We start from the raw sequence: 21,354 nt of genomic DNA, 5'->3' as shown, positions 1-21,354 counted from the left end.
CCGCCCACATTTGGACTGCATTCAAAGGTGGGCACTCGCCTCACATCTCCCCAGGCGCACGCGCCCTCTCCCGGGCATCCTCTCGACTGATCAGGCCTTGGTTGACCAACGCCTTCAGGCTCATGTCCAACGTCTTCATCCCGAACGCCCCACCGGTCTGAATCGCCGAGTACATCTGCGCCACCTTGTCCTCGCGGATCAGGTTACGGATCGCCGGCGTGCCGAGCATGATTTCATGCGCCGCCACCCGCCCGCCGCCGACCTTTTTGATCAAGACTTGAGACACCACCGCCTGCAACGACTCCGACAGCATTGAGCGGACCATCGCCTTTTCACTGGCGGGAAACACGTCCACCACCCGATCCACGGTTTTCGCCGCCGTCAGGGTGTGCAAGGTGCCAAACACCAGATGCCCGGTTTCCGCTGCCGTCAGGGCCAGGCGAATGGTGTCCAGGTCACGCATTTCCCCCACCAGAATCACATCCGGGTCTTCTCGCAGTGCGGAACGCAAGGCTGCGCAGACGCTGTGGGTATCGCGATAGATCTGCCGCTGGCTGACCAAGGCCTTTTTGGAGGGATGGACGAATTCGATCGGGTCTTCAAGGGTGAGGATGTGCCGGGGACGATGGCTGTTGAGGTAATCGATCATCGCCGCCAGGGTCGTGGATTTGCCCGACCCCGTGGAGCCGGTCACCAGTACCAGGCCTTGGGGCAGATCGGCGATACGCCGGAACACCTCGCCCAGCTGCAGTTCGTCGAGGCTCAGTACCCGTGACGGAATCGCCCGGAACACCGCGCCCATCCCCCGGTGCTGCTGAAAGACATTCACTCGAAAACGCGCCACATCAGGCAACTCGAACGAAAAATCCGTTTCAAGAGATGTTTCGAAATCCTTTTGTTGATGTTTATTGAGTAGCGGGCTGAGCATGTCCGCCACTTGCGTAGCGCTCAGTGCCGGCCAATCGAGAGATCGAATGTCGCCGTCGATCCGCACCCGCGGCGCCAGACCGGCTGACACATGCAGGTCTGAGGCGCCATGGCTGACGCTTTCGGCCAGCAATTGAGTGATATCCATAGGGCTTTCCATTTCCAGTAGAATGCCGCGGACTCCATATCCGCGGGCGCAACTTGAATGTCGACCATAGCAGACAATATTGGCCTGGTTAATGACCGGATCCGTACCGCGGCCCAGGCCGTGCAGCGGGATGAAACCAGCGTGCATGTGCTGGCCGTGAGCAAGACCAAACCCGCGCAAGCCGTGCGCGAAGCGCATGCCGCCGGAATGCGCGACTTTGGCGAGAACTATCTGCAGGAAGCCCTCGGCAAACAGGCCGAATTAACTGACCTGCCCTTGAGTTGGCACTTCATCGGCCCCATTCAATCGAACAAGACGCGTGCTATCGCCGAAAATTTCGCTTGGGTGCACTCCGTGGACCGTTTGAAAATCGCACAACGCCTCTCCGAACAACGCCCGGCTGACCTGGCGCCGTTGAATATCTGCATTCAGGTCAACGTCAGTGGCGAGGCCAGCAAATCCGGCTGTACACCCGCCGATCTGCCGGCATTGGCCGAAGCGATCAACCGGCTGCCGCGCCTGAAACTGCGTGGCTTGATGGCAATTCCCGAGCCGACCGACGACCGCGCCGAGCAAGACGCCGCGTTCGCCAAGGTTCGCGACTTGCAGGCGGGCTTGAATCTCCAGCTCGACACACTATCCATGGGCATGAGTCATGACCTTGAGTCAGCCATTGCCCAAGGCGCTACCTGGGTGCGGATCGGTACCGCGCTGTTTGGCGCCCGCGACTACGGCCAGCCATGAAATGGCTGACTTCCATCTGAGTAAGGACCTGTCATGAGCAACACGCGTATTGCCTTTATCGGCGCCGGGAACATGGCGACCAGCCTGATCGGCGGGCTGCGGGCCAAGGGTCTGGACGCTGCGCAGATTTGCGCCAGCGATCCGGGTGCCGAGAGCCGCACCCGTGTGAGCACTGAACACGGTATCGAGACCTTTGCCGACAACGCCGAGGCCATCCAGGACGCCAACGTGATTGTGCTGGCGGTCAAGCCACAAGCCATGAAAGCCGTGTGTGAAACCCTGCGCCCGAGCCTCAAGCCCGATCAACTGCTGGTTTCCATCGCGGCCGGCATCAACTGCGCCAGTTTGAAGAACTGGCTGGGCGCCCAGCCAATCGTGCGGTGCATGCCGAATACGCCATCGCTGGTGCGCCAAGGGGTAAGCGGCCTGTACGCCACGGCTGAGGTCAGCGCCGAACAGCGTGACCAGGCCCAGGAGCTGTTGTCCGCCGTGGGCATCGCTGTGTGGCTGGAAGAGGAGCAACAACTGGACGCGGTGACCGCCGTTTCCGGCAGCGGCCCGGCCTATTTCTTCCTGCTGATCGAAGCCATGACCGCCGCCGGCGTGAAGCTTGGCCTACCCCAGGCTGTCGCCGCGCAGTTGGCCGCGCAAACCGCGCTGGGCGCCGCGCACATGGCCGTGTCCAGCGATGTGGATGCCGCCGAGCTGCGCCGCCGCGTGACCTCCCCCGGCGGCACCACGCAGGCCGCCATCGAATCATTCCAGGCCGGGGGCTTTGAAGCCCTGGTGGAAAAAGCACTGGGTGCCGCCGCGCACCGCTCGGCCGAACTGGCCGAACAACTGGGTCAATAAGGAGCCAACATGATTGGTTTGAACACCGCAGCCGTCTACGTGCTGCAAACCCTCGGCAGCCTCTACCTGCTGATCGTGCTGTTGCGCTTTGTCCTGCAATTGGTACGCGCCAACTTCTACAACCCGCTCTGCCAATTCGCCGTGAAGGCCACTCAGCCGCTGCTCAAGCCATTGCGCCGGGTAATCCCGAGCGTGTTCGGCCTGGACATGTCGTCGCTGGTGCTGGCGATCCTGGTGCAACTGGCGCTGATGGCCCTGACCTTGTTGCTGACGTACGGCTTTATCGGCAATTTCCTGCAATTGCTGGTCTGGGCCATCATCGGCGTGACCGCGCTGTTCCTGAAGATTTTCTTCTTCGCCCTGATCATCAGCGTGATCCTGTCGTGGGTCGCACCGGGTAGCCATAACCCTGGGGCGGAACTGGTCAACCAGATCTGCGAGCCGGTGCTGGCGCCGTTCCGCAAGATCCTGCCGAACCTGGGCGGGCTGGATATCTCGCCAATCCTCGCGTTCATGGTGCTCAAGCTCCTGGATATGCTGGTAATCAACAACCTGGCGGCGATGACCATGATGCCGGACATCCTGCGCCTGCTGATCTAAACCCAACACCGACCCAAAATGTGGGAGCGGGCTTGCTCGCGATAGCGATGGATCAGTCGACATCTCAATCGACTGATCCATCGCTATCGCGAGCCAGTCGAATCGTCGCACCGCCGCTCCCACATTTTGTAACTGCGTATTGAGTTGAATCCATGCCGGCCTTCGCTTGCCGCTTGCCCCCCCGGTCTTTAGACTTACGCCTCATTTAAATGAGAGCAGGGTCGATGCCAGCTGCCTTTCCCCCCGATTCTGTTGGACTGGTCGTGCCGCACGTGGCGCACTTCAGTGAACCGCTGGCCTTGGCCTGCGGCCGTTCGCTGCCAGCCTATGACCTGATTTACGAAACCTACGGTGAGCTGAACGCCACGGCGAGCAATGCCGTGCTGATTTGCCACGCCCTGTCCGGCCATCATCACGCCGCCGGCTACCACAATGTCGACGAGCGCAAACCCGGCTGGTGGGACAGTTGCATCGGCCCCGGCAAACCCATCGACACCAACACGTTCTTTGTGGTCAGCCTGAACAACCTTGGCGGTTGCAACGGTTCCACCGGCCCCAGCAGCCTCAACCCGGAAACCGGCAAGCCTTTTGGCGCCGATTTCCCGGTGCTGACCGTGGAAGACTGGGTCCACAGCCAGGCGCGTCTTGCCGACAAGCTGGGCGTCAGCCAATGGGCCGCAGTGATCGGCGGCAGCCTGGGCGGCATGCAGGCGCTGCAATGGACCATCACCTACCCGGACCGCGTGCGCCATTGCCTGGCCATTGCCTCGGCCCCCAAGTTGTCGGCGCAGAACATCGCGTTCAACGAAGTGGCGCGCCAGGCGATCCTCACCGATCCCGAGTTCCACGGCGGCTCGTTCCAGGAACAGGGCGTGATCCCCAAGCGCGGGCTGATGCTGGCGCGCATGGTCGGGCACATCACCTACCTGTCGGACGACTCCATGGGCGAGAAATTCGGCCGTGGACTCAAGAGCGAGAAGCTCAACTACGACTTCCACAGCGTCGAATTCCAGGTCGAAAGCTACCTGCGTTATCAGGGCGAAGAGTTTTCCGGGCGCTTCGACGCCAATACCTATTTGCTGATGACCAAGGCCCTGGACTACTTCGACCCGGCGGCGAGTTTCGACAATGACCTGGCGAAAACCTTCGCAGGCGCCACCGCCAAGTTCTGCGTGATGTCGTTCACCACTGACTGGCGCTTCTCCCCGGCCCGCTCCCGGGAACTGGTGGATGCGCTGATGGCGGCGAAGAAAGACGTTTGCTACCTGGAGATCGATGCTCCGCAAGGCCACGACGCCTTCCTGATTCCGATCCCGCGCTATTTGCAGGCCTTCAGTAACTACATGAACCGCATAACTTTGTGAGAACGCCATGAGAGCCGACCTGGAAATCATCCAAGACTGGATCCCTGCTGGCAGCCGCGTGCTCGACCTGGGGTGCGGCGATGGCGAACTGCTGAGCTGGTTGCGCGACAACAAGCAAGTCACCGGTTATGGCCTGGAAAACGATGCGGACAACATTGCCCAGTGCGTGGCCAAGGGCATCAACGTGATCGAGCAGGACCTGGACAAGGGCCTGGGCAACTTCGCCAGTAACAGCTTCGATATCGTGGTGATGACCCAGGCCCTGCAGGCTGTGCACTATCCCGACCGGATCCTCGACGAAATGTTGCGGGTCGGCCGCCAGTGCATCATCACCTTCCCCAACTTCGGCCATTGGCGCTGCCGCTGGTACCTGGCTACCAAGGGCCGGATGCCGGTCTCGGATTTCCTGCCGTACACGTGGTACAACACGCCGAACATTCACTTCTGCACCTTCGAAGACTTCGAAGCGCTGTGCGGTGAACGTAAAGCCAAAGTGCTCGACCGCCTGGCCGTCGATCAACAGCACCGCCACGGCTGGGCGAGTAAGCTATGGCCTAATCTGTTGGGCGAAATCGGTATCTACCGGGTCAGCAGCCCGGGCCTGACCGACCACCAGATTGCCGTCTAATCATTTTCAAGAGGGACGATCATGAGTCGCCTGGCTGTTTTTCTACTTACCGCGTGCCTGGGCGCCAACGCCATGGCCGCCGATGTCATCGACAGCAATCGCCAGAAGGCGTTTGGTGATATCACCGTGCATTACAGCACCCTGAGCACCACCTACCTGCAGCCCGAAACCGCCCAGGCCATCGGCGTGGTGCGTAGCAAGAACAAGGGCCTGATCAATGTGTCGGTGATCAAGGGCGTCGAGCCGGTGGCGGCGCAAGTGACCGGCTCCATCAAGGACCTGACCGGCAAGAGTGAAATGCTGACGTTCAAGCAGATCAACGAAAAAGGCGCGACCTACTACATCGCGCCCTATTCAGTGCCGCAACAAGAAGTCCGAGTGTTCACCATCAACGTTGAAACCGGCGGCAAGGCCCATGGTTTCAGTTTCAGCCAAGAACTGTTTCCGACCGAAAAATGAACCTGACCCAACTCGTACTGGCCAGCCATAACGCCGGCAAACTCAAAGAACTCCAGGCCATGCTTGGGGCCTCGGTACAACTGCGCTCGATTGGCGAATTCAGTCAGGTCGAGCCGGAAGAAACCGGCTTGTCGTTTGTCGAGAACGCGATCCTCAAGGCACGCAATGCGGCGCGCATTTCCGGCTTGCCGGCCTTGGCCGACGATTCGGGCCTGGCCGTGGATTTCCTCGGCGGTGCGCCGGGCATCTATTCGGCGCGTTATGCCGACGGCAAAGGTGACGCGGCGAACAACGCCAAGCTGCTGGACGCCCTCAAGGACGTGCCGGACGCCGAGCGCGGTGCGCAATTCGTCTGCGTGCTGGCCCTGGTGCGTCACGCTGATGACCCATTGCCGATCCTTTGCGAAGGCTTGTGGCACGGGCGCATCCTGCATGCGGCCAGCGGTGAACAGGGTTTCGGCTACGACCCGCTGTTCTGGGTGCCAGAGCGCAATGTCTCCAGCGCCGAGCTGAGCCCGGCCGACAAAAACCAGATCAGCCACCGCGCCCGCGCCATGGTTTTGCTGCGCCAGCGCCTGGGCCTGAAATGACCCACGACACCCCGGCGCTGCCGCTGATCCACGGCGGCGCGCAGACACCTCGGGCGGCCCTGCCTCACCTGCCGCCCCTGGCGCTGTATATCCACATCCCGTGGTGCGTGCGCAAATGCCCGTATTGCGACTTCAACTCCCACAGCGCCAGCCCGGTGCTGCCGGAGGAAGACTATGTCGATGCGTTGCTGGCCGACCTCGATCAGGACCTGCACGCGGTCTACGGCCGCGAGTTGAGCTCGATCTTCTTCGGCGGCGGCACCCCGAGCCTGTTCAGTGCGGCAGCATTGGGTCGGCTATTGGAGGGCGTGGAGCAGCGTATCCGCTTCGCCCGCGACATCGAGATCACCCTGGAAGCCAACCCCGGCACCTTCGAACAAGAGAAGTTCGTCGCCTACCGCGCGCTGGGGATCAATCGTCTGTCCATCGGCATCCAGAGTTTCCAGCAAGAAAAGCTCAAGGCGTTGGGCCGTATCCACAACGGCGACGAAGCGGTGCGCGCGGCGGGCATGGCGCGTCAGGCCGGGTTCGACAATTTCAACCTGGACCTGATGCATGGCTTGCCCGACCAGTCCCTGGAGGATGCCCTCGACGATCTGCGCCAGGCTATCGCCCTCAAGCCGACCCATTTGTCGTGGTACCAACTGACTCTGGAACCCAATACCGTGTTCTGGAACCAGCCGCCTGAGCTTCCGGAAGACGACACCTTGTGGGATATCCAGGAAGCCGGCCAGGCGCTGCTCGCCGAACACGGTTACGCCCAGTACGAAGTCTCGGCCTACGCCCAACCCGGCCGGGCAGCACGGCACAACCTGAATTACTGGAGCTTCGGCGACTTTATCGGTATCGGTGCCGGTGCCCACGGCAAGCTGAGCCATCCGGACGGACGCATTGTGCGCACCTGGAAAACCCGCGCGCCGAAGGACTACCTCAACCCGGCAAAAGACTTCCAGGCTGGGGCGAAAGCACTGACTAACGAAGAGCTGCCTTTCGAGTTCCTGATGAACGCCCTGCGCCTCACCGACGGCGTCGAGGCCAAACTCTATGCCGAACGTACCGGTCTGCAGCTGGCCAGCCTGGATGACGCTCGCCGAGCGGCAGAACAAAGTGGCTTAATGCAGGTCGAACCGTCACGCTTGGCGGCCACCGACCGTGGACAACTCTTTCTCAATGACCTGCTGCAGAAGTTTTTGAGCTGACCGCTCTAAGGAAATCGAATGGATCTGGTACTCGACCTGCTCGCCACCGTATCCCGCTGGAGCCGCAGTAATCTGTCGGAAATCTCCCTGGCTCTTGTCGGCTGTCTGCTGGTGCTGTTCGGCGCTGACATCAAGGGCTGGGTCGAAGCGCGCCTGGGCAACATCGCCGGCGCCTTGCGCGTCCCATTGATGGCCCTGCTGTGCATGATCGGCAGCGGCGCCGCGCTGATCTACGCCACACCCTGGATTGTTCGCGGCTTGAGCCAATTCAATAACTACAGCCTGGCGCCGGTATTGCTGGTGGTGCTGGTGTTGATCGGCGTCGTGGCCGACCGTCGCTGATCACCCCCGCCACAAAACAACTGTAGGAGCGAGCTTGCTCGCGAAGAACCACAACGACAACGCAGCGTTATCAGAAAGTCCGCGTCGGCCGTGCGTTTTTCGCGAGCAAGCTCGCGCCTACAGTTGATCACATCCGTTGAGTGCGTTCCGAGCGCGCGTTTCGAGTGGGGTAGCGGCTTACGCCAGCTTCTCGAACTTCAAATCCCAGACGCCATGCCCCAGTCGCTCGCCGCGACGCTCGAACTTGGTGATCGGGCGTTCGGCCGGGCGTGGCACGCATTTGCCGTCTTCGGCCAGGTTGCGATAGCCGGGAGCGACGTTCATCACTTCCAGCATATATTCCGCGTAGGGTTCCCAGTCGGTGGCCATGTGCAGGACGCCGCCGACCTTGAGCTTGCTGCGCACCAGCTCCGCGAACGAAGCCTGGACGATGCGACGCTTGTGGTGACGAGCTTTGTGCCATGGGTCAGGAAAGAACAGCATCAGGCGGTCGAGGCTGTTGTCGGCGATGCAGCGGTTGAGCACTTCAATGGCATCGCAATCGTAGACCCGCAGGTTTTTCAGGCCCTGGGTCAACACACCGTTGAGCAGCGCACCGACGCCCGGGCGATGCACTTCCACACCGATAAAGTCCTGCTCCGGCGCGGCGGCAGCCATTTCCAGCAGGGAATGGCCCATGCCGAAGCCGATTTCCAGCGAGCGTGGAGCCGAACGACCAAACACCTGGTCGAAATCCACCGGCGTGTCGGCCAGCGGCAGCACGAACAGCGGTGCGCCCTGCTCCAGGCCTTTCTGCTGGCCTTCGGTCATGCGTCCGGCGCGCATCACGAAGCTCTTGATCCGGCGGTGCTTGGACGCGTCGCCTTCTTCCACGGTGCTCGGTGTTTCGTTTGATTCAGTCATCAATGGCTCTTACTTGATCAGACCATCCAGCGGCGAGGAGGCGCTGGCGTAAAGTTTTTTCGGCATGCGCCCGGCAAGGTAGGCCAGGCGCCCGGCGACAATCGCGTGTTTCATGGCTTCGGCCATCATGATCGGCTGTTGCGCGTTGGCGATCGCCGAATTCATCAGTACCGCTTCGCAACCCAGTTCCATGGCGATGGTGGCATCGGAAGCAGTCCCGACACCGGCGTCCACCAGTACCGGAATCTTCGCTTCTTCGAGAATGATCTGCAGGTTGTAGGGGTTGCAGATCCCCAGGCCTGTACCGATCAAACCGGCCAGCGGCATCACGGCAATGCAGCCGATCTCGGCCAATTGACGGGCGATGATCGGGTCATCGCTGGTATAAACCATCACGTCGAAACCTTCCTTGACCAGCGTTTCTGCGGCCTTGAGGGTTTCGATCACGTTGGGAAAGAGGGTTTTCTGGTCGGCCAGGACTTCCAGTTTGACCAGGTTGTGGCCGTCGAGCAGTTCGCGCGCCAGGCGGCAGGTGCGTACGGCTTCAATGGCGTCGTAGCAACCGGCGGTGTTCGGCAAGATGGTGTAGCGGTCTGGCGGCAGGATATCCAGCAGGTTCGGTTCGCCCGGGTTCTGGCCGATATTGGTACGACGCACGGCCACCGTCACGATCTCGGCGCCAGAGGCTTCGATGGCCAGGCGGGTTTCTTCCATGTCGCGGTACTTGCCGGTGCCTACCAGCAAACGCGACTGGTAGGTACGACCGGCCAGGACGAAGGGCTTGTCGCTACGAACGATGCTCATGGGAAATCCTCTGTTGGGATGAGGTTCTGCAGTATTCGGGGCCACATAAGAGCGTGGCGCGGGCGCCGGAAGAACGACTAGCCGCCGCCGATGGCGTGGACCACCTCGACCTGATCGCCCTCGGCGAGGGCGGTGTCGGCATGCTGGCTACGCGCAACGATATCCTGATTCAGTTCCACTGCAACGCGACGTCCGGTCAGCTCCAGACGGGTCAACAGGGCCGCAACGGTTTCACCGTCGGGCAGTTCAAAGGATTCGCCGTTCAACTGAATGCGCATGCAACGGGCCGCCATCGTTTTTAGGGGCCAGTATTCTAGCCCGATTGGGACCTAAAGGTCAGCTACAAGCGTCAAGCGGTCAGTGGCAAGCGCCACGCGGCCAGCCCCAGAAATAACCACCCAAGCAGGAAGGCCATGCCACCAAACGGGGTGATTATCCCGAGTTTGGTAATGCCGGTCATCGTCAGCACATAGAGGCTGCCGGAGAACAGCAGGATACCCACGGCAAACGCAGCGCCCGCCCACATCACCAGACGCCCGGGAAGATGCGCGGCCAGTAACGCCACGCCAAACAGCGCCAGCGCATGCACCAGTTGATAGGTGACGCCGGTATGAAAAATCGCCAGGTAGTCGGCGCCCAGACGGTTTTTCAGGCCGTGGGCGGCGAAGGCGCCAAGGGCGACACCCGTGAAACCGAAAAAGGCAGCCAGCATCAGAAAGCCACGCAGCATGAGGAACTCCAGTCAGACTCATCGGGCAGGGTCTGTATAATGGCCCGCTCAACGGGTTCGGCCAAGCCATCTCTATGCTGCGTTTTCTCTTCAGTCGTGTTCTCAAAGCCGTGAAATGGTTCGTCATCGCCAGCATCTTGCTGGTGCTGCTGTTTCGCGTGGTGCCGCCCCCGGGGACTGCGCTGATGGTCGAGCGCAAGATCGAATCCTGGGTCGATGGCGAGCCCATTGACCTGCAACGTAGTTGGGTGCCGTGGAATGAAATTTCCGACAACCTGAAATTGGCGGTCATGGCGGGCGAAGACCAACGTTTCCCGCAACATTGGGGCTTTGATTTCGGCGCGATCCAGGCCGCCTTACTGCATAACGAGCGTGGCGGATCACTGCGTGGCGCCAGTACGCTGAGCCAGCAAGTGTCGAAGAATCTATTCCTGTGGTCGGGCCGCAGCTGGTTGCGAAAAGGCCTGGAAGCGTGGTTTACCGGGCTGATCGAAGTGCTTTGGCCCAAGCAGCGAATTCTTGAGGTGTACCTCAATAGCGTCGAATGGGACGACGGCGTGTTTGGTGCGCAAGCGGCCGCACGGCATCACTTTGGTGTAGGCGCCAAGGCCCTGAGTCTTCGGCAGGCCAGTTACCTGGCGGCGGTGTTGCCTAATCCGCGGGTATGGAGCGCCAGTCATCCGACGGCGTATGTAGCACGGCGGGCGGCGTGGATTCGCCAGCAGATGAGTCAGTTGGGTGGGACAGGTTATTTGGCGGAGTTGAACAACTCCCGAAAAGCCCCTTGGGCTGACTGACACGCCCCAAAACAACTGTGGGAGCGGGCTTGCTCGCGATAGCGTTAGATCAGTCACTATTTGCGGCGTCTGATCTAACGCTATCGCGAGCAAGCCCGCTCCCACACTACATCGTGTGATCGCGTTGCTGGTTAGGCGGCGATCGACAGCTTGAGCTTATTCATCGCGCTTTTCTCAAGCTGGCGAATACGCTCGGCCGACACGTTGTACTTCTGCGCCAGGTCGTGCAGCGTGGCTTTTTCTTCCGCCAGCCAACGCTGGTAGAGGATGTCACGGCTGCGGTCGTCCAGCACTTCCAGCGCTTCGTGCAGATTGTGATTGGAGTTGTCGCTCCAGTCGGCATCTTCCAGTTGGCGCGCCGGGTCATACCGGTGGTCTTCCAGGTAATTGGCCGGCGATTGGAAAGCACTGTCGTCGTCCGCTTCCGCGGCCGGATCGAACGCCATGTCATGGCCGGTCAGGCGGCTTTCCATCTCGCGCACTTCACGTGGCTCTACACCGAGGCTCTCCGCCACACGGTGGACTTCCTCGTTGTTCAGCCACGCCAGACGTTTCTTCTGGCTGCGCAGGTTGAAGAACAGCTTGCGCTGGGCCTTGGTCGTCGCGACTTTCACAATGCGCCAATTGCGCAGGATGAACTCGTGAATTTCCGCCTTGATCCAATGCACGGCGAACGAAACCAGGCGCACGCCCATTTCCGGGTTGAAGCGCTTTACAGCCTTCATCAGGCCGACGTTGCCTTCCTGGATCAGGTCAGCCTGAGCCAGACCGTAGCCGGAATAGCTACGGGCGATATGTACGACAAAACGCAGGTGGGCGAGCACCATCTGCCGAGCCGCCCCCAAATCCTGCTCATAGTAGAGACTCTCGGCCAGTTCACGCTCCTGCTCGGGCGTCAGCAAGGGAATGCTGTTAACCGTATGCACATAGGCTTCCAGGTTTGCACCCGGGACCAGAGCATAAGCAGGTTGCAAAGAAGTGGTCATACGAATAAACCTCCGACTCACATAACTCGTGCAGTTCAGCACTGCGAAAATTGACCGGGGAACCGTAGGACAAGTTCCCTAAATTACGAATACGGCCAATACAAGCAAAACCACATTAATCTGACATTAACTACTTCGGCGCCAGCTCACGTAAATGCCGTGCCACCGCAATCCATGCACCGATATACCCCAACAGCACCGCGCCAAGCAAGAGCGACAGACCATCGGCTACCGGCACACCGGCCAAGGCAAAATCACTGCCATACAAACCCGCCAGGCCGACGACCGCGTCGTTCAGCCAATCCAGGCCAAACGCCAATACGCCCCAGGACAGAATCCCGGCTCCAAAGCCATATAACGCGCCCATATACAGAAAAGGACGACGCACATAGCTGTCCGTGCCGCCGACCAGTTTAATCACTTCTATCTCGGTGCGACGGTTTTCAATATGAAGACGAATGGTATTGCCTATCACCAAAAGTAATGCAGACACCAGCAGCACCGTCAGGCCGAAGACAAACCGGTCGCCCAGCTTGAGAATCGCCGCCAGGCGCTCGACCCAGACCAGGTCAAGTTGCGCCTGTTGCACCTTGGGCAATTCGGCGAGTTTTTGCCTTAAGGCTTCAAGCGCCTGCTTGTCGACCTCATTCGGCGTGACCAGCACCACGCCGGGCAGCGGGTTTTGCGGCAACTCTTTAAGCGCCTCGCCCAGGCCTGATTGCTGCTGGAACTCTTCCAGCGCCTGCTCACGGCTGATGTACTCGGCCTGCGCCACACCCGGCAGATTGCTGATCTGCTCGCGCAAGGCTTCGCCTTCGCTGGCACTGGCGTCCAGTTGCAGGTACAGGGAAATCTGCGCCGCACGCTGCCAGGAGCCGCCGAGGCGCTCGACATTATTCAGCAGCAGCGAAAGCCCCATCGGCAGGCTCAGTGCCACGGCCATCACCAGGCAGGTGAAAAAGCTGCCGATCGGTTGCTTGCCCAGGCGCCGCAGGCTGTCGAGCAGGCTGGCGCGATGACTTTCGATCCAGGCATGGAGCAAAGTGCTGAAGTCCGGACCTTCATCGTCGTCGCGTTTCTTTTTCTGCGGCTGCGGATCGGCCGGTTTCGGCGCCACGCGCTCGGAGACCTTGGGGCTGCGTGTCGCACTCATACGCCAGCCTCCCCGTCACCGATCAGGCGGCCACGTTGCAGGGTCAGCATGCGGTGGCGCATGCGCGCGATCAGCGCCAGGTCGTGACTGGCAATCAGCACGCTGGTGCCCAGACGGTTGATATCTTCGAAAACCCCCATGATTTCCGCCGCCAGGCGCGGATCGAGGTTACCGGTCGGTTCGTCCGCCAGCAGCAAGGCCGGGCGGTGGACAATCGCACGGGCAATCCCGACGCGCTGTTGCTGGCCGGTAGACAGGTCGCCCGGGTACAAGTCGGTCTTGTCCGACAGCGCCACGCGCTCCAGGGCCGAGTCCACGCGCTTGATGATTTCCGCCTTGGACAGACCAAGAATCTGCAACGGCAAGGCGATATTGTTGAACACCGTGCGATCGAACAACAGCTGGTGATTCTGGAACACTACGCCAATCTGGCGACGCAGGAACGGGATCTGCGCATTGCTGATGGTAGCCAGGTCCTGGCCCGCCAGCAGCAGCTTGCCGGTGGTCGGACGTTCCATCGCCAGCAACAAGCGCAATAAAGTACTTTTACCGGCGCCGGAGTGGCCGGTTACAAACAAGAACTCGCCACGCCGCACTCTGAAACTCAGCTCATGCAAGCCAACGTGCCCATTGGCGTAGCGTTTTCCCACCTGCTCGAAACGAATCATGAACGCTCCCGCTCGGCAAACAGTGCCTGGACAAAGGGTTCGGCTTCAAATGTGCGCAGATCATCGATGCCTTCACCGACACCGATATAACGAATCGGCAACCCGAATTGTTTGGCCAAGGCAAAAATCACCCCGCCCTTGGCCGTGCCATCGAGCTTAGTCAACGCCAGGCCGGTCAGTTGCACCGTTTGGTTGAATTGCTTGGCCTGGCTGATGGCGTTCTGACCTGTACCGGCGTCCAGCACCAGCAGGACCTCGTGCGGCGCATCGGCGTCCAGCTTGCCGATGACCCGGCGCACTTTCTTCAATTCTTCCATCAGGTTGTCTTTGGTGTGCAGGCGACCTGCGGTGTCGGCGATCAACACATCGATGTTACGAGCCTTGGCAGCCTGCACCGCATCGAAAATCACCGACGCCGAATCGGCGCCCGTGTGTTGGGCAATCACCGGGATCTTGTTGCGCTCGCCCCAGACCTGCAACTGCTCAACCGCTGCGGCCCGGAAAGTGTCGCCGGCGGCGAGCATGACTTTCTTGCCTTCCAACTGCAGCTTCTTGGCCAACTTGCCAATGGTCGTGGTCTTGCCGGCGCCATTCACGCCCACCACCAGAATCACGAAAGGCTTGTTCTGCGCATTGATGACCAGGGGCGCTTCCACCGGCTTGAGCATCGCAGCCAACTCGGCCTGCAGCGACGTGTAGAGCGCATCGGCGTCGGTCAACTGCTTGCGGGCAACCTTCTGGGTCAGGCTCTGGATGATCACCGCCGTGGCTTCGACGCCTACGTCAGCCGTCAGCAGACGGGTTTCGATGTCTTCCAGCAGCTCGTCATCAATGATTTTCTTGCCCAGGAACAGGCTGGCCATGCCTTCGCCAATGCTTGCGCTGGTTTTGCTCAAACCTTGCTTCAGGCGGGCGAAAAAGCCGGTCTTGCCGGTTTCAGTCGCGGCCGCGACCGGCTCGAGGTCCGCTGCCGGCTCGATAACAGCCGGCGCGGCGGCCACCACAGGAACAGGCTCGACGGCCAAGGGCGCAGGGGCTTCGACGGCCGGCGGCGACTCAAGCGCTACGGGTACGGGCTCGACAATGGCCGGAATCGGCGGCGCCACGTGTGCGGCCTGCACATCTTCAACCAACGCCACGGGCTCTTCGGCGACCGGCAATGGCGGCCAAGGCTGGTGTTCTGGCTCTGGAGCAGGATCGGCCTCAACCACCGGTTGCAACACCGGTTCAGCGATAGGCAGCACCACCGGCTCCGGCACCTCGACCACCGGCTCCGACGCGACGGTCGGTTGAGGAATCGATTCAGGTTGGATAGGTGGCTGTTCGACGACGGTTTCCTGCGGCTTTTTGCGCAGCCATCCGAACAGGCCTTTTTTCTCGCCAGCCGCAGCTGGGGTCTTCTTGTCGTCGTTGGAACCAAACATGGAGGACGGCTATCTCAAGGTAGCGACGCGCCCAGGTGGCGCCTCGGTAAATAATATTCGATGCGCAACAGACTGTTTTTTAGCCAGCTTGTTCATGCGCAACCTGGTGTGAGGCGTTAATCCAACCTCAACAAATCGATTCAAAGTAGGATTGAAGCGATAAAATCGGCGAAAAATGAAAGATATTCGGGGAAACCCAAGGCAAATCTCACAATTCCTGCAACTCGATTCGAATTGACCTGACAGCCGCAGTGGCCGCGGTTAATTCGGATCAGTATCCTAGCACCTCCTCGCCCGCCGACGCTAAGACCACGCGGGCAGCTCAACAGGTTTAAAAACGAATGAATGCTCTAGCCCGCCGCGCCGCTGGCCTGCTGCTCAGCACAGTTTGTCTGCCCCTTTCAGCCTTGGCCGCTGATCCACAACCCACCCACGAATTCACCCTGGACAACGGCCTCAAGGTCGTCGTGCGCGAAGACCATCGCGCGCCGGTGGTGGTGTCGCAGGTCTGGTACAAGGTCGGCTCCAGCTACGAAACACCCGGCCAGACCGGTTTGTCCCATGCCCTGGAACACATGATGTTCAAAGGCAGCTCCAAGACCGGCCCCGGCGAAGCTTCGTTGATCCTGCGTGACCTCGGCGCCGAAGAGAACGCCTTCACCAGTGATGACTACACGGCGTATTACCAGGTCCTGGCCCGCGACCGCCTTGGCGTTGCGCTGGAACTGGAAGCCGATCGCATGGCCACCCTGCGCCTGCCGGCCGACGAGTTCAGCCGTGAAATCGAGGTGATCAAGGAAGAGCGCCGCCTGCGCACCGACGATAACCCGATGTCCAAAGCCTTCGAGCGTTTCAAGGCCATGGCGTACCCGGCCAGCGGCTACCACACGCCGACCATTGGCTGGATGGCGGACCTGGAACGCATGAAGATCGAAGAACTGCGTCACTGGTACCAATCCTGGTACGCACCGAACAATGCCACGCTGGTGGTGGTCGGCGACGTGACGCCGGACGAGGTCAAGACCCTTGCCCAACGTTATTTCGGTCCGATCCCCAAGCGTGACGTGCCGCCAGCGAAAAAACCGCTGGAACTGGCCGAGCCGGGCGAGCGCCTGTTGACCCTGCATGTGCAAACCCAACTGCCGAGCGTGCTGCTGGGTTTCAACGTGCCAAGCCTGGCCACCACTGAAGACAAACGCTCGGTCAATGCCTTGCGCCTGATTTCGGCGCTGCTGGACGGTGGCTATAGCGCCCGCATCCCGACCCAGCTGGAGCGCGGTGAAGAACTGGTGTCCGGCGCCTCGACCGATTATGACGCCTACACCCGTGGCGACAGCCTGTTTACCCTCAGCGCCACGCCCAACCAGCAGAAGAACAAGACCGTCGCCCAGGCCGAAGCCGGGCTGTGGCGCCTGCTGGACGAACTCAAGGACAAGCCGCCGACGGCCGAGGAACTGGAACGCATCCGCGCCCAGGTAATCGCCGGCGTGGTCTACGAGCGCGACTCCATTACCAGTCAGGCCACGGCGATTGGCTCGCTGGAGACTGTCGGCCTGTCCTGGAAACTCATGGACACCGAACTCGCCGAGCTGCAGAGCGTGACCCCGGAGGATATCCAGAAAGCCGCGCGTACCTATTTCACCCGCGAACGTCTCAGCGTCGCCCATGTCCTGCCCGAGGAGACCGCTCATGAGTGATCGCACACGTAACCGCCTGGTGCTTCCCGGCCTGATCGTTGTCACGCTGGTCGCCGCAGTCGCGGTGTATATAGGCCGGCCGGACGCTTCCGTCGCCAGTCAGGCGCTGGATCAGGCCAAGTCCGCCAACACCCTGCAGTCCCTGGCGGAGTTGGACGGCAAGAACCCGACCAACCGCACGCTCAACGTACAAACCTGGAACACCGCCGAGGGCGCCAAGGTGCTGTTCGTCGAAGCCCACGAATTGCCGATGTTCGACATGCGCCTCCTGTTCGCCGCCGGCAGCAGCCAGGACGGCGACACGCCAGGCCTGGCGCTGCTGACCAATGCGATGCTCAACGAGGGCGTGCCGGGCAAGGATGTCGGGCAGATTGCGGCCGGTTTCGAAGGCCTCGGCGCCGATTTCGGCAATGGCGCCTATCGCGACATGGCCCTGGTTTCACTGCGCAGCCTCAGCGCTGTCGACAAGCGCGACGCTGCGCTGGCGCTGTTTGACCAGGTGATCGGCCAACCCACTTTCCCCGCCGATTCCCTGGCGCGGATCAAGAACCAACTGCTGGCCGGCTTCGAGTATCAGAAACAGAACCCCGGCAAACTGGCGAGCATTGAACTGTTCAAGCGGCTGTATGGCGATCACCCTTACGCCCATCCGAGCGAAGGCACACCCGAGAGCGTGCCGGCCATTACGCTTGCGCAGTTGAGGGCATTCCACGCCAAGGCGTATGCCGCCGGCAACGCCGTGATTGCCCTGGTGGGTGACTTGTCCCGTGCCGATGCCGAAGCCATGGCCGCCAAGGTGTCCGCTTCGCTGCCCAAGGGCCCGGCGCTGGCGAAGATCGCCCAGCCGGTCGAGCCTGCACCCAGCATCGGCCATATCGAGTTTCCGTCCAAGCAGACACACCTGCTGTTCGCCCAACTCGGCATCGACCGTGCCGACCCGGACTACGCGGCCCTGTCGCTGGGCAACCAGATTCTCGGCGGCGGCGGATTCGGTACCCGCTTGATGAGCGAAGTCCGCGAAAAGCGCGGCCTGACCTACGGCGTCTACTCCGGCTTCTCGCCGATGCAGGTGCGTGGTCCGTTCATGATCAATCTGCAGACCCGCGCCGAAATGAGCGGCGGCACCTTGCGCCTGGTGGAGCAAGTGCTGGCCGACTACCTCAAGACCGGCCCGACCCAGAAAGAGCTGGACGACGCCAAGCGTGAACTCGCCGGCAGCTTCCCGCTGTCCACGGCCAGCAACGCCGATATCGTCGGGCAACTGGGCGCCATGGGTTTCTATGACCTGCCGCTCAATTACCTGGAAGACTTCATGAAGCAGTCCCAGGCGCTGACGGTGGAGCAAGTCAAGGCGGCGCTGAACAAACACCTGAGCAGCGATAAGATGGTGATCGTGACCGCCGGTCCGACCACCGCGCAAAAGCCACTACCGCCACCCACTGATAAACCTGCCGAGCAGCCGCTCGGGGTTCCGGAGCATTAATGGCTAGTCCATCGCGTCCCAAAAAACCTGTCCACAACGTGCACAATGGCGTGGGTCAACTGCGCATCATTGGCGGCGAATGGCGCAGCCGCAAGCTGAGCTTCCCCGATGTCGTGGGCCTGCGTCCGACGCCGGACCGGGTCCGCGAGACCTTGTTCAACTGGCTCGCGCCGTACATTGCCGGGGCCAAGGTACTCGATCCGTTCGCCGGCAGCGGCGCGCTGTTCCTCGAGGCCCTGTCCCGTGGCGCGGCCGTGGGCCAGGCGCTGGATGCCAGCAATGTCGCGGTTTCCAGCCTGCGTGAACACTTGGGCACGCTGCGTTGCACCACCGGCCAGGTACAGACCGCCGACGCTTTGCGCTATCTGGAAACCCAACCGGCCAGTGCATACGACGTGGTGTTCCTCGACCCGCCGTTCAATCAGAACCTGTTGCCAAACGTTTGCGCCCTGCTCGAGGAACGTCAGTGGCTGGCCGATGACGCCTGGATCTACACCGAGAGCGAAACCGCGCCGTCATCGCTGGGCCTGCCCGCGAACTGGCGCCTGCACCGGGAACAGAAATCCGGGCGAGTGTATTACGCGTTGTGGCAACGTACGGTGTAGGCGCTCCCCTCGCTGCCACAGTGATCGGTGTTTATGACCCCTTCTTCCAGCCGCTTCACCCCCGCCTTCGGTCTCGGCAATCCGCACCTGCAAACGCTGTGGGGACCGCTGTGGCGCAAGACCACTCACATCGAACGCCTGCGCGAGCGACTGTGGCTGGATGACGGCGACTTTCTCGATCTCGACTGGCACGGCCCGCATGACGCGCAGACCCCGCTGGTGCTGGTGCTGCACGGGCTGACCGGTTCGTCCAATTCACCTTATGTCGTCGGCCTGCAAAAAGCCCTCGCGGCGCAAGGCTGGGCCAGCGTGGCACTGAACTGGCGTGGCTGCTCGGGTGAGCCGAATCTGTTGGCACGCAGCTATCACTCCGGTGCCAGCGAAGACCTGGCGCAGGCCATTGCCCACCTGCGCGCCAAACGGCCGTTGGCGCCTTTGTATGCGGTGGGCTATTCGCTGGGGGGCAATGTATTGCTCAAGCATTTGGGGGAGACCGGCGAAGCCTGCGGCTTACAAGCGGCGGCGGCGGTGTCGGTGCCGTTTCGCCTGGACCAGTGCGCCGACCGTATCGGCCTGGGCTTTTCGCGGGTTTATCAGAAGCACTTCATGCGCGAAATGCTCGCCTACATCCGCGTCAAACAACGTCAATTCCTGCAGGATGGCCGCGCGGACGGGCTGAAAACCCTGGAGTCGCTGGGTTCACTGGAAAAAATGCGCACGTTCTGGGACTTCGATGGCCGGGTCACCGCGCCGCTGCATGGTTACCTGAGCGCCGAGGACTACTACCGCCGGGCATCCAGCCGTTACTTCCTGGGCGACATTCGCACGCCTAGCCTGATTATCCACGCCGCCGATGATCCGTTCGTGTTTGCCCACAGCTTGCCGGACGCCTGCGAGCTGTCGGCGTGCACCGAGTTCGAGCTGACGGCCAAGGGCGGGCATGTGGGATTTGTCGATGGCACGCTGCGCCAGCCCGGTTACTACCTGGAGCGGCGGATCCCGCAATGGCTGCTGGCACGCCACAACCAGCACGCAACAACACCGCAGACGCAGCCTCGCTGGGCATAGGTATCTACACAACTTTCAGAAACTGACGAATGTCCCTGTGGCGAGCGGGCTTGTCCCGCGTTGGGCTGCGAAGCTGCCCCCAAACCAGCTGCTATGAAGTATCTGATACACCGCATTCGGCTTACTGGGGCTGCTTCGCAGCCCAACGCGGGACAAGCCCGCTCGCCACAACAGTCCTATCTGCCGGGATTTAAGCGTTGAGGCAAAGTTGTGTAGATACCTATGCTCGCTGGGGCTCGACAGCTGCTACGGGGTAACTTATGTCGAGACTGGCGCTTGCTCGACTTACACTCTACGGGCGTTTCAGATAGGAGGCACCTCAATCGCCAGTCGCAATAGCTCGCGCCGGGTCGGTAATCCACTCGCTCCACGACCCCGCATACAACTTGCCCAACGGATAACCTGCCAGGCACAACGCAAACAGGTTGTGGCACGCCGTCACCCCGGAGCCGCAATACGCCACCAACTCATCCGGCGAACGGTCTTGCAGCTGGGCAGCGAAACGCTGCTTGAGCTGTTCAGCCGGCAAGAAGCGGCCATCACTGCCCAGGTTTTCACTGAACGCCGCACACTGCGCGCCGGGAATATGCCCCGCAACCGGATCGATAGGTTCCACTTCACCGCGAAAACGCGGCAGGGCGCGGGCGTCAATGAGGGTCAGGCCCGGCTGTCCGAGACGTTTTTGCAGGTGTTCGGCGTCCAGCAGCATGCGGCTGTCCGGCGTACCCGCAAACGTTCCCGGCTCGACCTGCGGCGCATCCAGACTCAGCGGAAAACCCGCGGCGTGCCAGGCTTTCAGGCCGCCATCGAGGATAAACACAGCGTCACGCTTGCCCAGCCACGCCAGCAGCCACCAGGCACGGGCGGCATAGGCACCGGGACCATCGTCATACAACACGATTTCGCTATCGCTGCCAATGCCCCAGGCCTGCAACTGTGCGACCCACGTGGCCGGTGCCGGCAGCGGATGACGACCGGTCACGCCCTTGCTCACCGGGCCACTGAGGTGGCGCTCCAGATCAGCGTATTGCGCGCCTTCGATATGCCCTTCGGCATAGCTGCAACGTCCGTAGTCCGGGTCTTCCAGGGCAAAGCGGCAATCGAGAATGACTAAAGCCCCCTGCTTCTGGCGCTCGGCCAATTGTTGCGGGCTGATCAGTTGCGCAAGCGGCATAACAGACTC

General features: G+C 61.3%; 24 protein-coding genes. 14 read left to right on the top strand and 10 right to left on the bottom strand.

The genetic code is table 11. The features are described from left to right. Positions 1 to 40: 40 nt before the first annotated feature. Positions 41 to 1,075: a type IV pilus twitching motility protein PilT gene (locus tag AC6CIA_RS12270; protein ID WP_339528013.1), complete on the bottom strand. Its 1,035-nt coding sequence runs from the start codon at positions 1,073 to 1,075 to the stop codon at positions 41 to 43. Between the two features lie 57 nt (positions 1,076 to 1,132). Here AC6CIA_RS12270 and AC6CIA_RS12265 point away from each other — a divergent pair, with 57 nt between their 5' ends. From AC6CIA_RS12265 to AC6CIA_RS12225, 9 genes are all read left to right on the top strand, one after another. Continuing rightward, positions 1,133 to 1,819 (top strand): YggS family pyridoxal phosphate-dependent enzyme, encoded by a 687-nt coding sequence (locus AC6CIA_RS12265; RefSeq protein WP_498312306.1) that lies wholly within the window; start codon positions 1,133 to 1,135, stop codon positions 1,817 to 1,819. A gap of 33 nt (positions 1,820 to 1,852) precedes the next feature. Further along, positions 1,853 to 2,671, top strand: a complete 819-nt coding sequence (gene proC / locus AC6CIA_RS12260; protein ID WP_498312304.1) for a pyrroline-5-carboxylate reductase — start codon at positions 1,853 to 1,855, stop codon at positions 2,669 to 2,671. 9 nt (positions 2,672 to 2,680) lie between these two features. Further along, complete coding sequence (locus AC6CIA_RS12255; RefSeq protein WP_339528007.1) at positions 2,681 to 3,271, top strand: YggT family protein; 591 nt, start codon at positions 2,681 to 2,683, stop codon at positions 3,269 to 3,271. Between the two features lie 224 nt (positions 3,272 to 3,495). After that, positions 3,496 to 4,635 (top strand): homoserine O-succinyltransferase MetX, encoded by a 1,140-nt coding sequence (metX, locus tag AC6CIA_RS12250; RefSeq protein WP_498312302.1) that lies wholly within the window; start codon positions 3,496 to 3,498, stop codon positions 4,633 to 4,635. A gap of 7 nt (positions 4,636 to 4,642) precedes the next feature. Next, positions 4,643 to 5,263 carry a methionine biosynthesis protein MetW gene (metW, locus tag AC6CIA_RS12245; protein WP_498312300.1) on the top strand — a complete coding sequence of 207 codons (621 nt, stop codon included), beginning with the start codon at positions 4,643 to 4,645 and terminating at the stop codon, positions 5,261 to 5,263. 21 nt (positions 5,264 to 5,284) lie between these two features. Then, entirely contained in the window at positions 5,285 to 5,722 is a 438-nt protein-coding gene (locus tag AC6CIA_RS12240) for a DUF4426 domain-containing protein (RefSeq protein WP_339528001.1), read from the top strand. Next, the gene (rdgB, locus tag AC6CIA_RS12235; RefSeq protein ID WP_498312298.1) at positions 5,719 to 6,312 is read left to right on the top strand and encodes an RdgB/HAM1 family non-canonical purine NTP pyrophosphatase; all 594 of its coding nucleotides are present in this window, start codon (positions 5,719 to 5,721) and stop codon (positions 6,310 to 6,312) included. Before AC6CIA_RS12240 ends, rdgB begins: the two co-directional genes overlap by 4 nt. Beyond that, positions 6,309 to 7,511, top strand: a complete 1,203-nt coding sequence (gene hemW, locus AC6CIA_RS12230) for a radical SAM family heme chaperone HemW (RefSeq protein ID WP_498312296.1) — start codon at positions 6,309 to 6,311, stop codon at positions 7,509 to 7,511. Before rdgB ends, hemW begins: the two co-directional genes overlap by 4 nt. 18 nt (positions 7,512 to 7,529) lie before the next feature. Beyond that, the gene (locus AC6CIA_RS12225) at positions 7,530 to 7,853 is read left to right on the top strand and encodes a DUF3392 domain-containing protein (RefSeq protein WP_029300493.1); all 324 of its coding nucleotides are present in this window, start codon (positions 7,530 to 7,532) and stop codon (positions 7,851 to 7,853) included. A 177-nt stretch (positions 7,854 to 8,030) separates the two neighbouring features. On the opposite strand, the gene trmB is transcribed toward AC6CIA_RS12225, so the two are convergent. The 4 genes from trmB to AC6CIA_RS12205 form a co-directional block, all read right to left on the bottom strand. Beyond that, positions 8,031 to 8,756, bottom strand: a complete 726-nt coding sequence (gene trmB, locus AC6CIA_RS12220; protein WP_498312294.1) for a tRNA (guanosine(46)-N7)-methyltransferase TrmB — start codon at positions 8,754 to 8,756, stop codon at positions 8,031 to 8,033. Positions 8,757 to 8,765: 9 nt separating this feature from the next. Next, on the bottom strand, positions 8,766 to 9,560 hold the full coding sequence (locus AC6CIA_RS12215) for a thiazole synthase (protein ID WP_017845016.1): 795 nt from the start codon (positions 9,558 to 9,560) through the stop codon (positions 8,766 to 8,768). Positions 9,561 to 9,637: 77 nt separating this feature from the next. Continuing rightward, on the bottom strand, positions 9,638 to 9,838 hold the full coding sequence (gene thiS, locus AC6CIA_RS12210; protein WP_498312292.1) for a sulfur carrier protein ThiS: 201 nt from the start codon (positions 9,836 to 9,838) through the stop codon (positions 9,638 to 9,640). Between the two features lie 71 nt (positions 9,839 to 9,909). Beyond that, positions 9,910 to 10,290, bottom strand: a complete 381-nt coding sequence (locus AC6CIA_RS12205) for a DUF423 domain-containing protein (RefSeq protein ID WP_498312290.1) — start codon at positions 10,288 to 10,290, stop codon at positions 9,910 to 9,912. 74 nt (positions 10,291 to 10,364) lie between these two features. Between AC6CIA_RS12205 and mtgA the strand changes: the two genes are divergently transcribed. Further along, positions 10,365 to 11,087, top strand: coding sequence for a monofunctional biosynthetic peptidoglycan transglycosylase (mtgA, locus tag AC6CIA_RS12200; RefSeq protein WP_498312288.1), 723 nt, complete (start codon positions 10,365 to 10,367; stop codon positions 11,085 to 11,087). A gap of 131 nt (positions 11,088 to 11,218) precedes the next feature. Here the strand turns inward: mtgA and rpoH are convergent, their stop codons facing one another. The 4 genes from rpoH to ftsY all read right to left on the bottom strand — a co-directional run bounded on the left by rpoH (position 11,219) and on the right by ftsY (position 15,318). Next, positions 11,219 to 12,073, bottom strand: a complete 855-nt coding sequence (gene rpoH / locus AC6CIA_RS12195) for an RNA polymerase sigma factor RpoH (RefSeq protein WP_003176698.1) — start codon at positions 12,071 to 12,073, stop codon at positions 11,219 to 11,221. A 130-nt stretch (positions 12,074 to 12,203) separates the two neighbouring features. After that, positions 12,204 to 13,226 carry a permease-like cell division protein FtsX gene (gene ftsX / locus AC6CIA_RS12190; RefSeq protein WP_498312286.1) on the bottom strand — a complete coding sequence of 341 codons (1,023 nt, stop codon included), beginning with the start codon at positions 13,224 to 13,226 and terminating at the stop codon, positions 12,204 to 12,206. Beyond that, positions 13,223 to 13,894, bottom strand: a complete 672-nt coding sequence (gene ftsE, locus AC6CIA_RS12185) for a cell division ATP-binding protein FtsE (RefSeq protein ID WP_017476533.1) — start codon at positions 13,892 to 13,894, stop codon at positions 13,223 to 13,225. The genes ftsX and ftsE overlap by 4 nt, the downstream gene beginning before the upstream one ends. Further along, positions 13,891 to 15,318 (bottom strand): signal recognition particle-docking protein FtsY, encoded by a 1,428-nt coding sequence (ftsY, locus tag AC6CIA_RS12180; protein WP_498312284.1) that lies wholly within the window; start codon positions 15,316 to 15,318, stop codon positions 13,891 to 13,893. Before ftsY ends, ftsE begins: the two co-directional genes overlap by 4 nt. A 341-nt stretch (positions 15,319 to 15,659) precedes the next feature. Here ftsY and AC6CIA_RS12175 point away from each other — a divergent pair, with 341 nt between their 5' ends. Genes AC6CIA_RS12175 through AC6CIA_RS12160 form a run of 4 tightly spaced genes read left to right on the top strand, consistent with a single transcriptional unit; the run spans position 15,660 to position 20,171 of the window. Further along, positions 15,660 to 17,015 carry a M16 family metallopeptidase gene (locus tag AC6CIA_RS12175; protein WP_498312282.1) on the top strand — a complete coding sequence of 452 codons (1,356 nt, stop codon included), beginning with the start codon at positions 15,660 to 15,662 and terminating at the stop codon, positions 17,013 to 17,015. Further along, positions 17,008 to 18,498, top strand: coding sequence for a M16 family metallopeptidase (locus AC6CIA_RS12170; protein ID WP_498312280.1), 1,491 nt, complete (start codon positions 17,008 to 17,010; stop codon positions 18,496 to 18,498). The genes AC6CIA_RS12175 and AC6CIA_RS12170 overlap by 8 nt, the downstream gene beginning before the upstream one ends. Further along, a complete protein-coding gene (rsmD, locus tag AC6CIA_RS12165; RefSeq protein WP_339527977.1) occupies positions 18,498 to 19,103 on the top strand; it encodes a 16S rRNA (guanine(966)-N(2))-methyltransferase RsmD in 606 nt (201 codons plus the stop codon). Before AC6CIA_RS12170 ends, rsmD begins: the two co-directional genes overlap by 1 nt. Positions 19,104 to 19,136: 33 nt before the next feature. Then, the gene (locus tag AC6CIA_RS12160) at positions 19,137 to 20,171 is read left to right on the top strand and encodes a hydrolase (RefSeq protein ID WP_498312278.1); all 1,035 of its coding nucleotides are present in this window, start codon (positions 19,137 to 19,139) and stop codon (positions 20,169 to 20,171) included. A gap of 319 nt (positions 20,172 to 20,490) precedes the next feature. Here the strand turns inward: AC6CIA_RS12160 and AC6CIA_RS12155 are convergent, their stop codons facing one another. Then, a complete protein-coding gene (locus AC6CIA_RS12155; RefSeq protein WP_498312276.1) occupies positions 20,491 to 21,345 on the bottom strand; it encodes a sulfurtransferase in 855 nt (284 codons plus the stop codon). Positions 21,346 to 21,354 lie beyond the last annotated feature (9 nt).

The organism is Pseudomonas sp. GQ91 (assembly GCF_059758795.1).
Note: the sequence above shows the minus strand (reverse complement) of the source record. Positions and strands in the feature narration are given on the sequence as shown.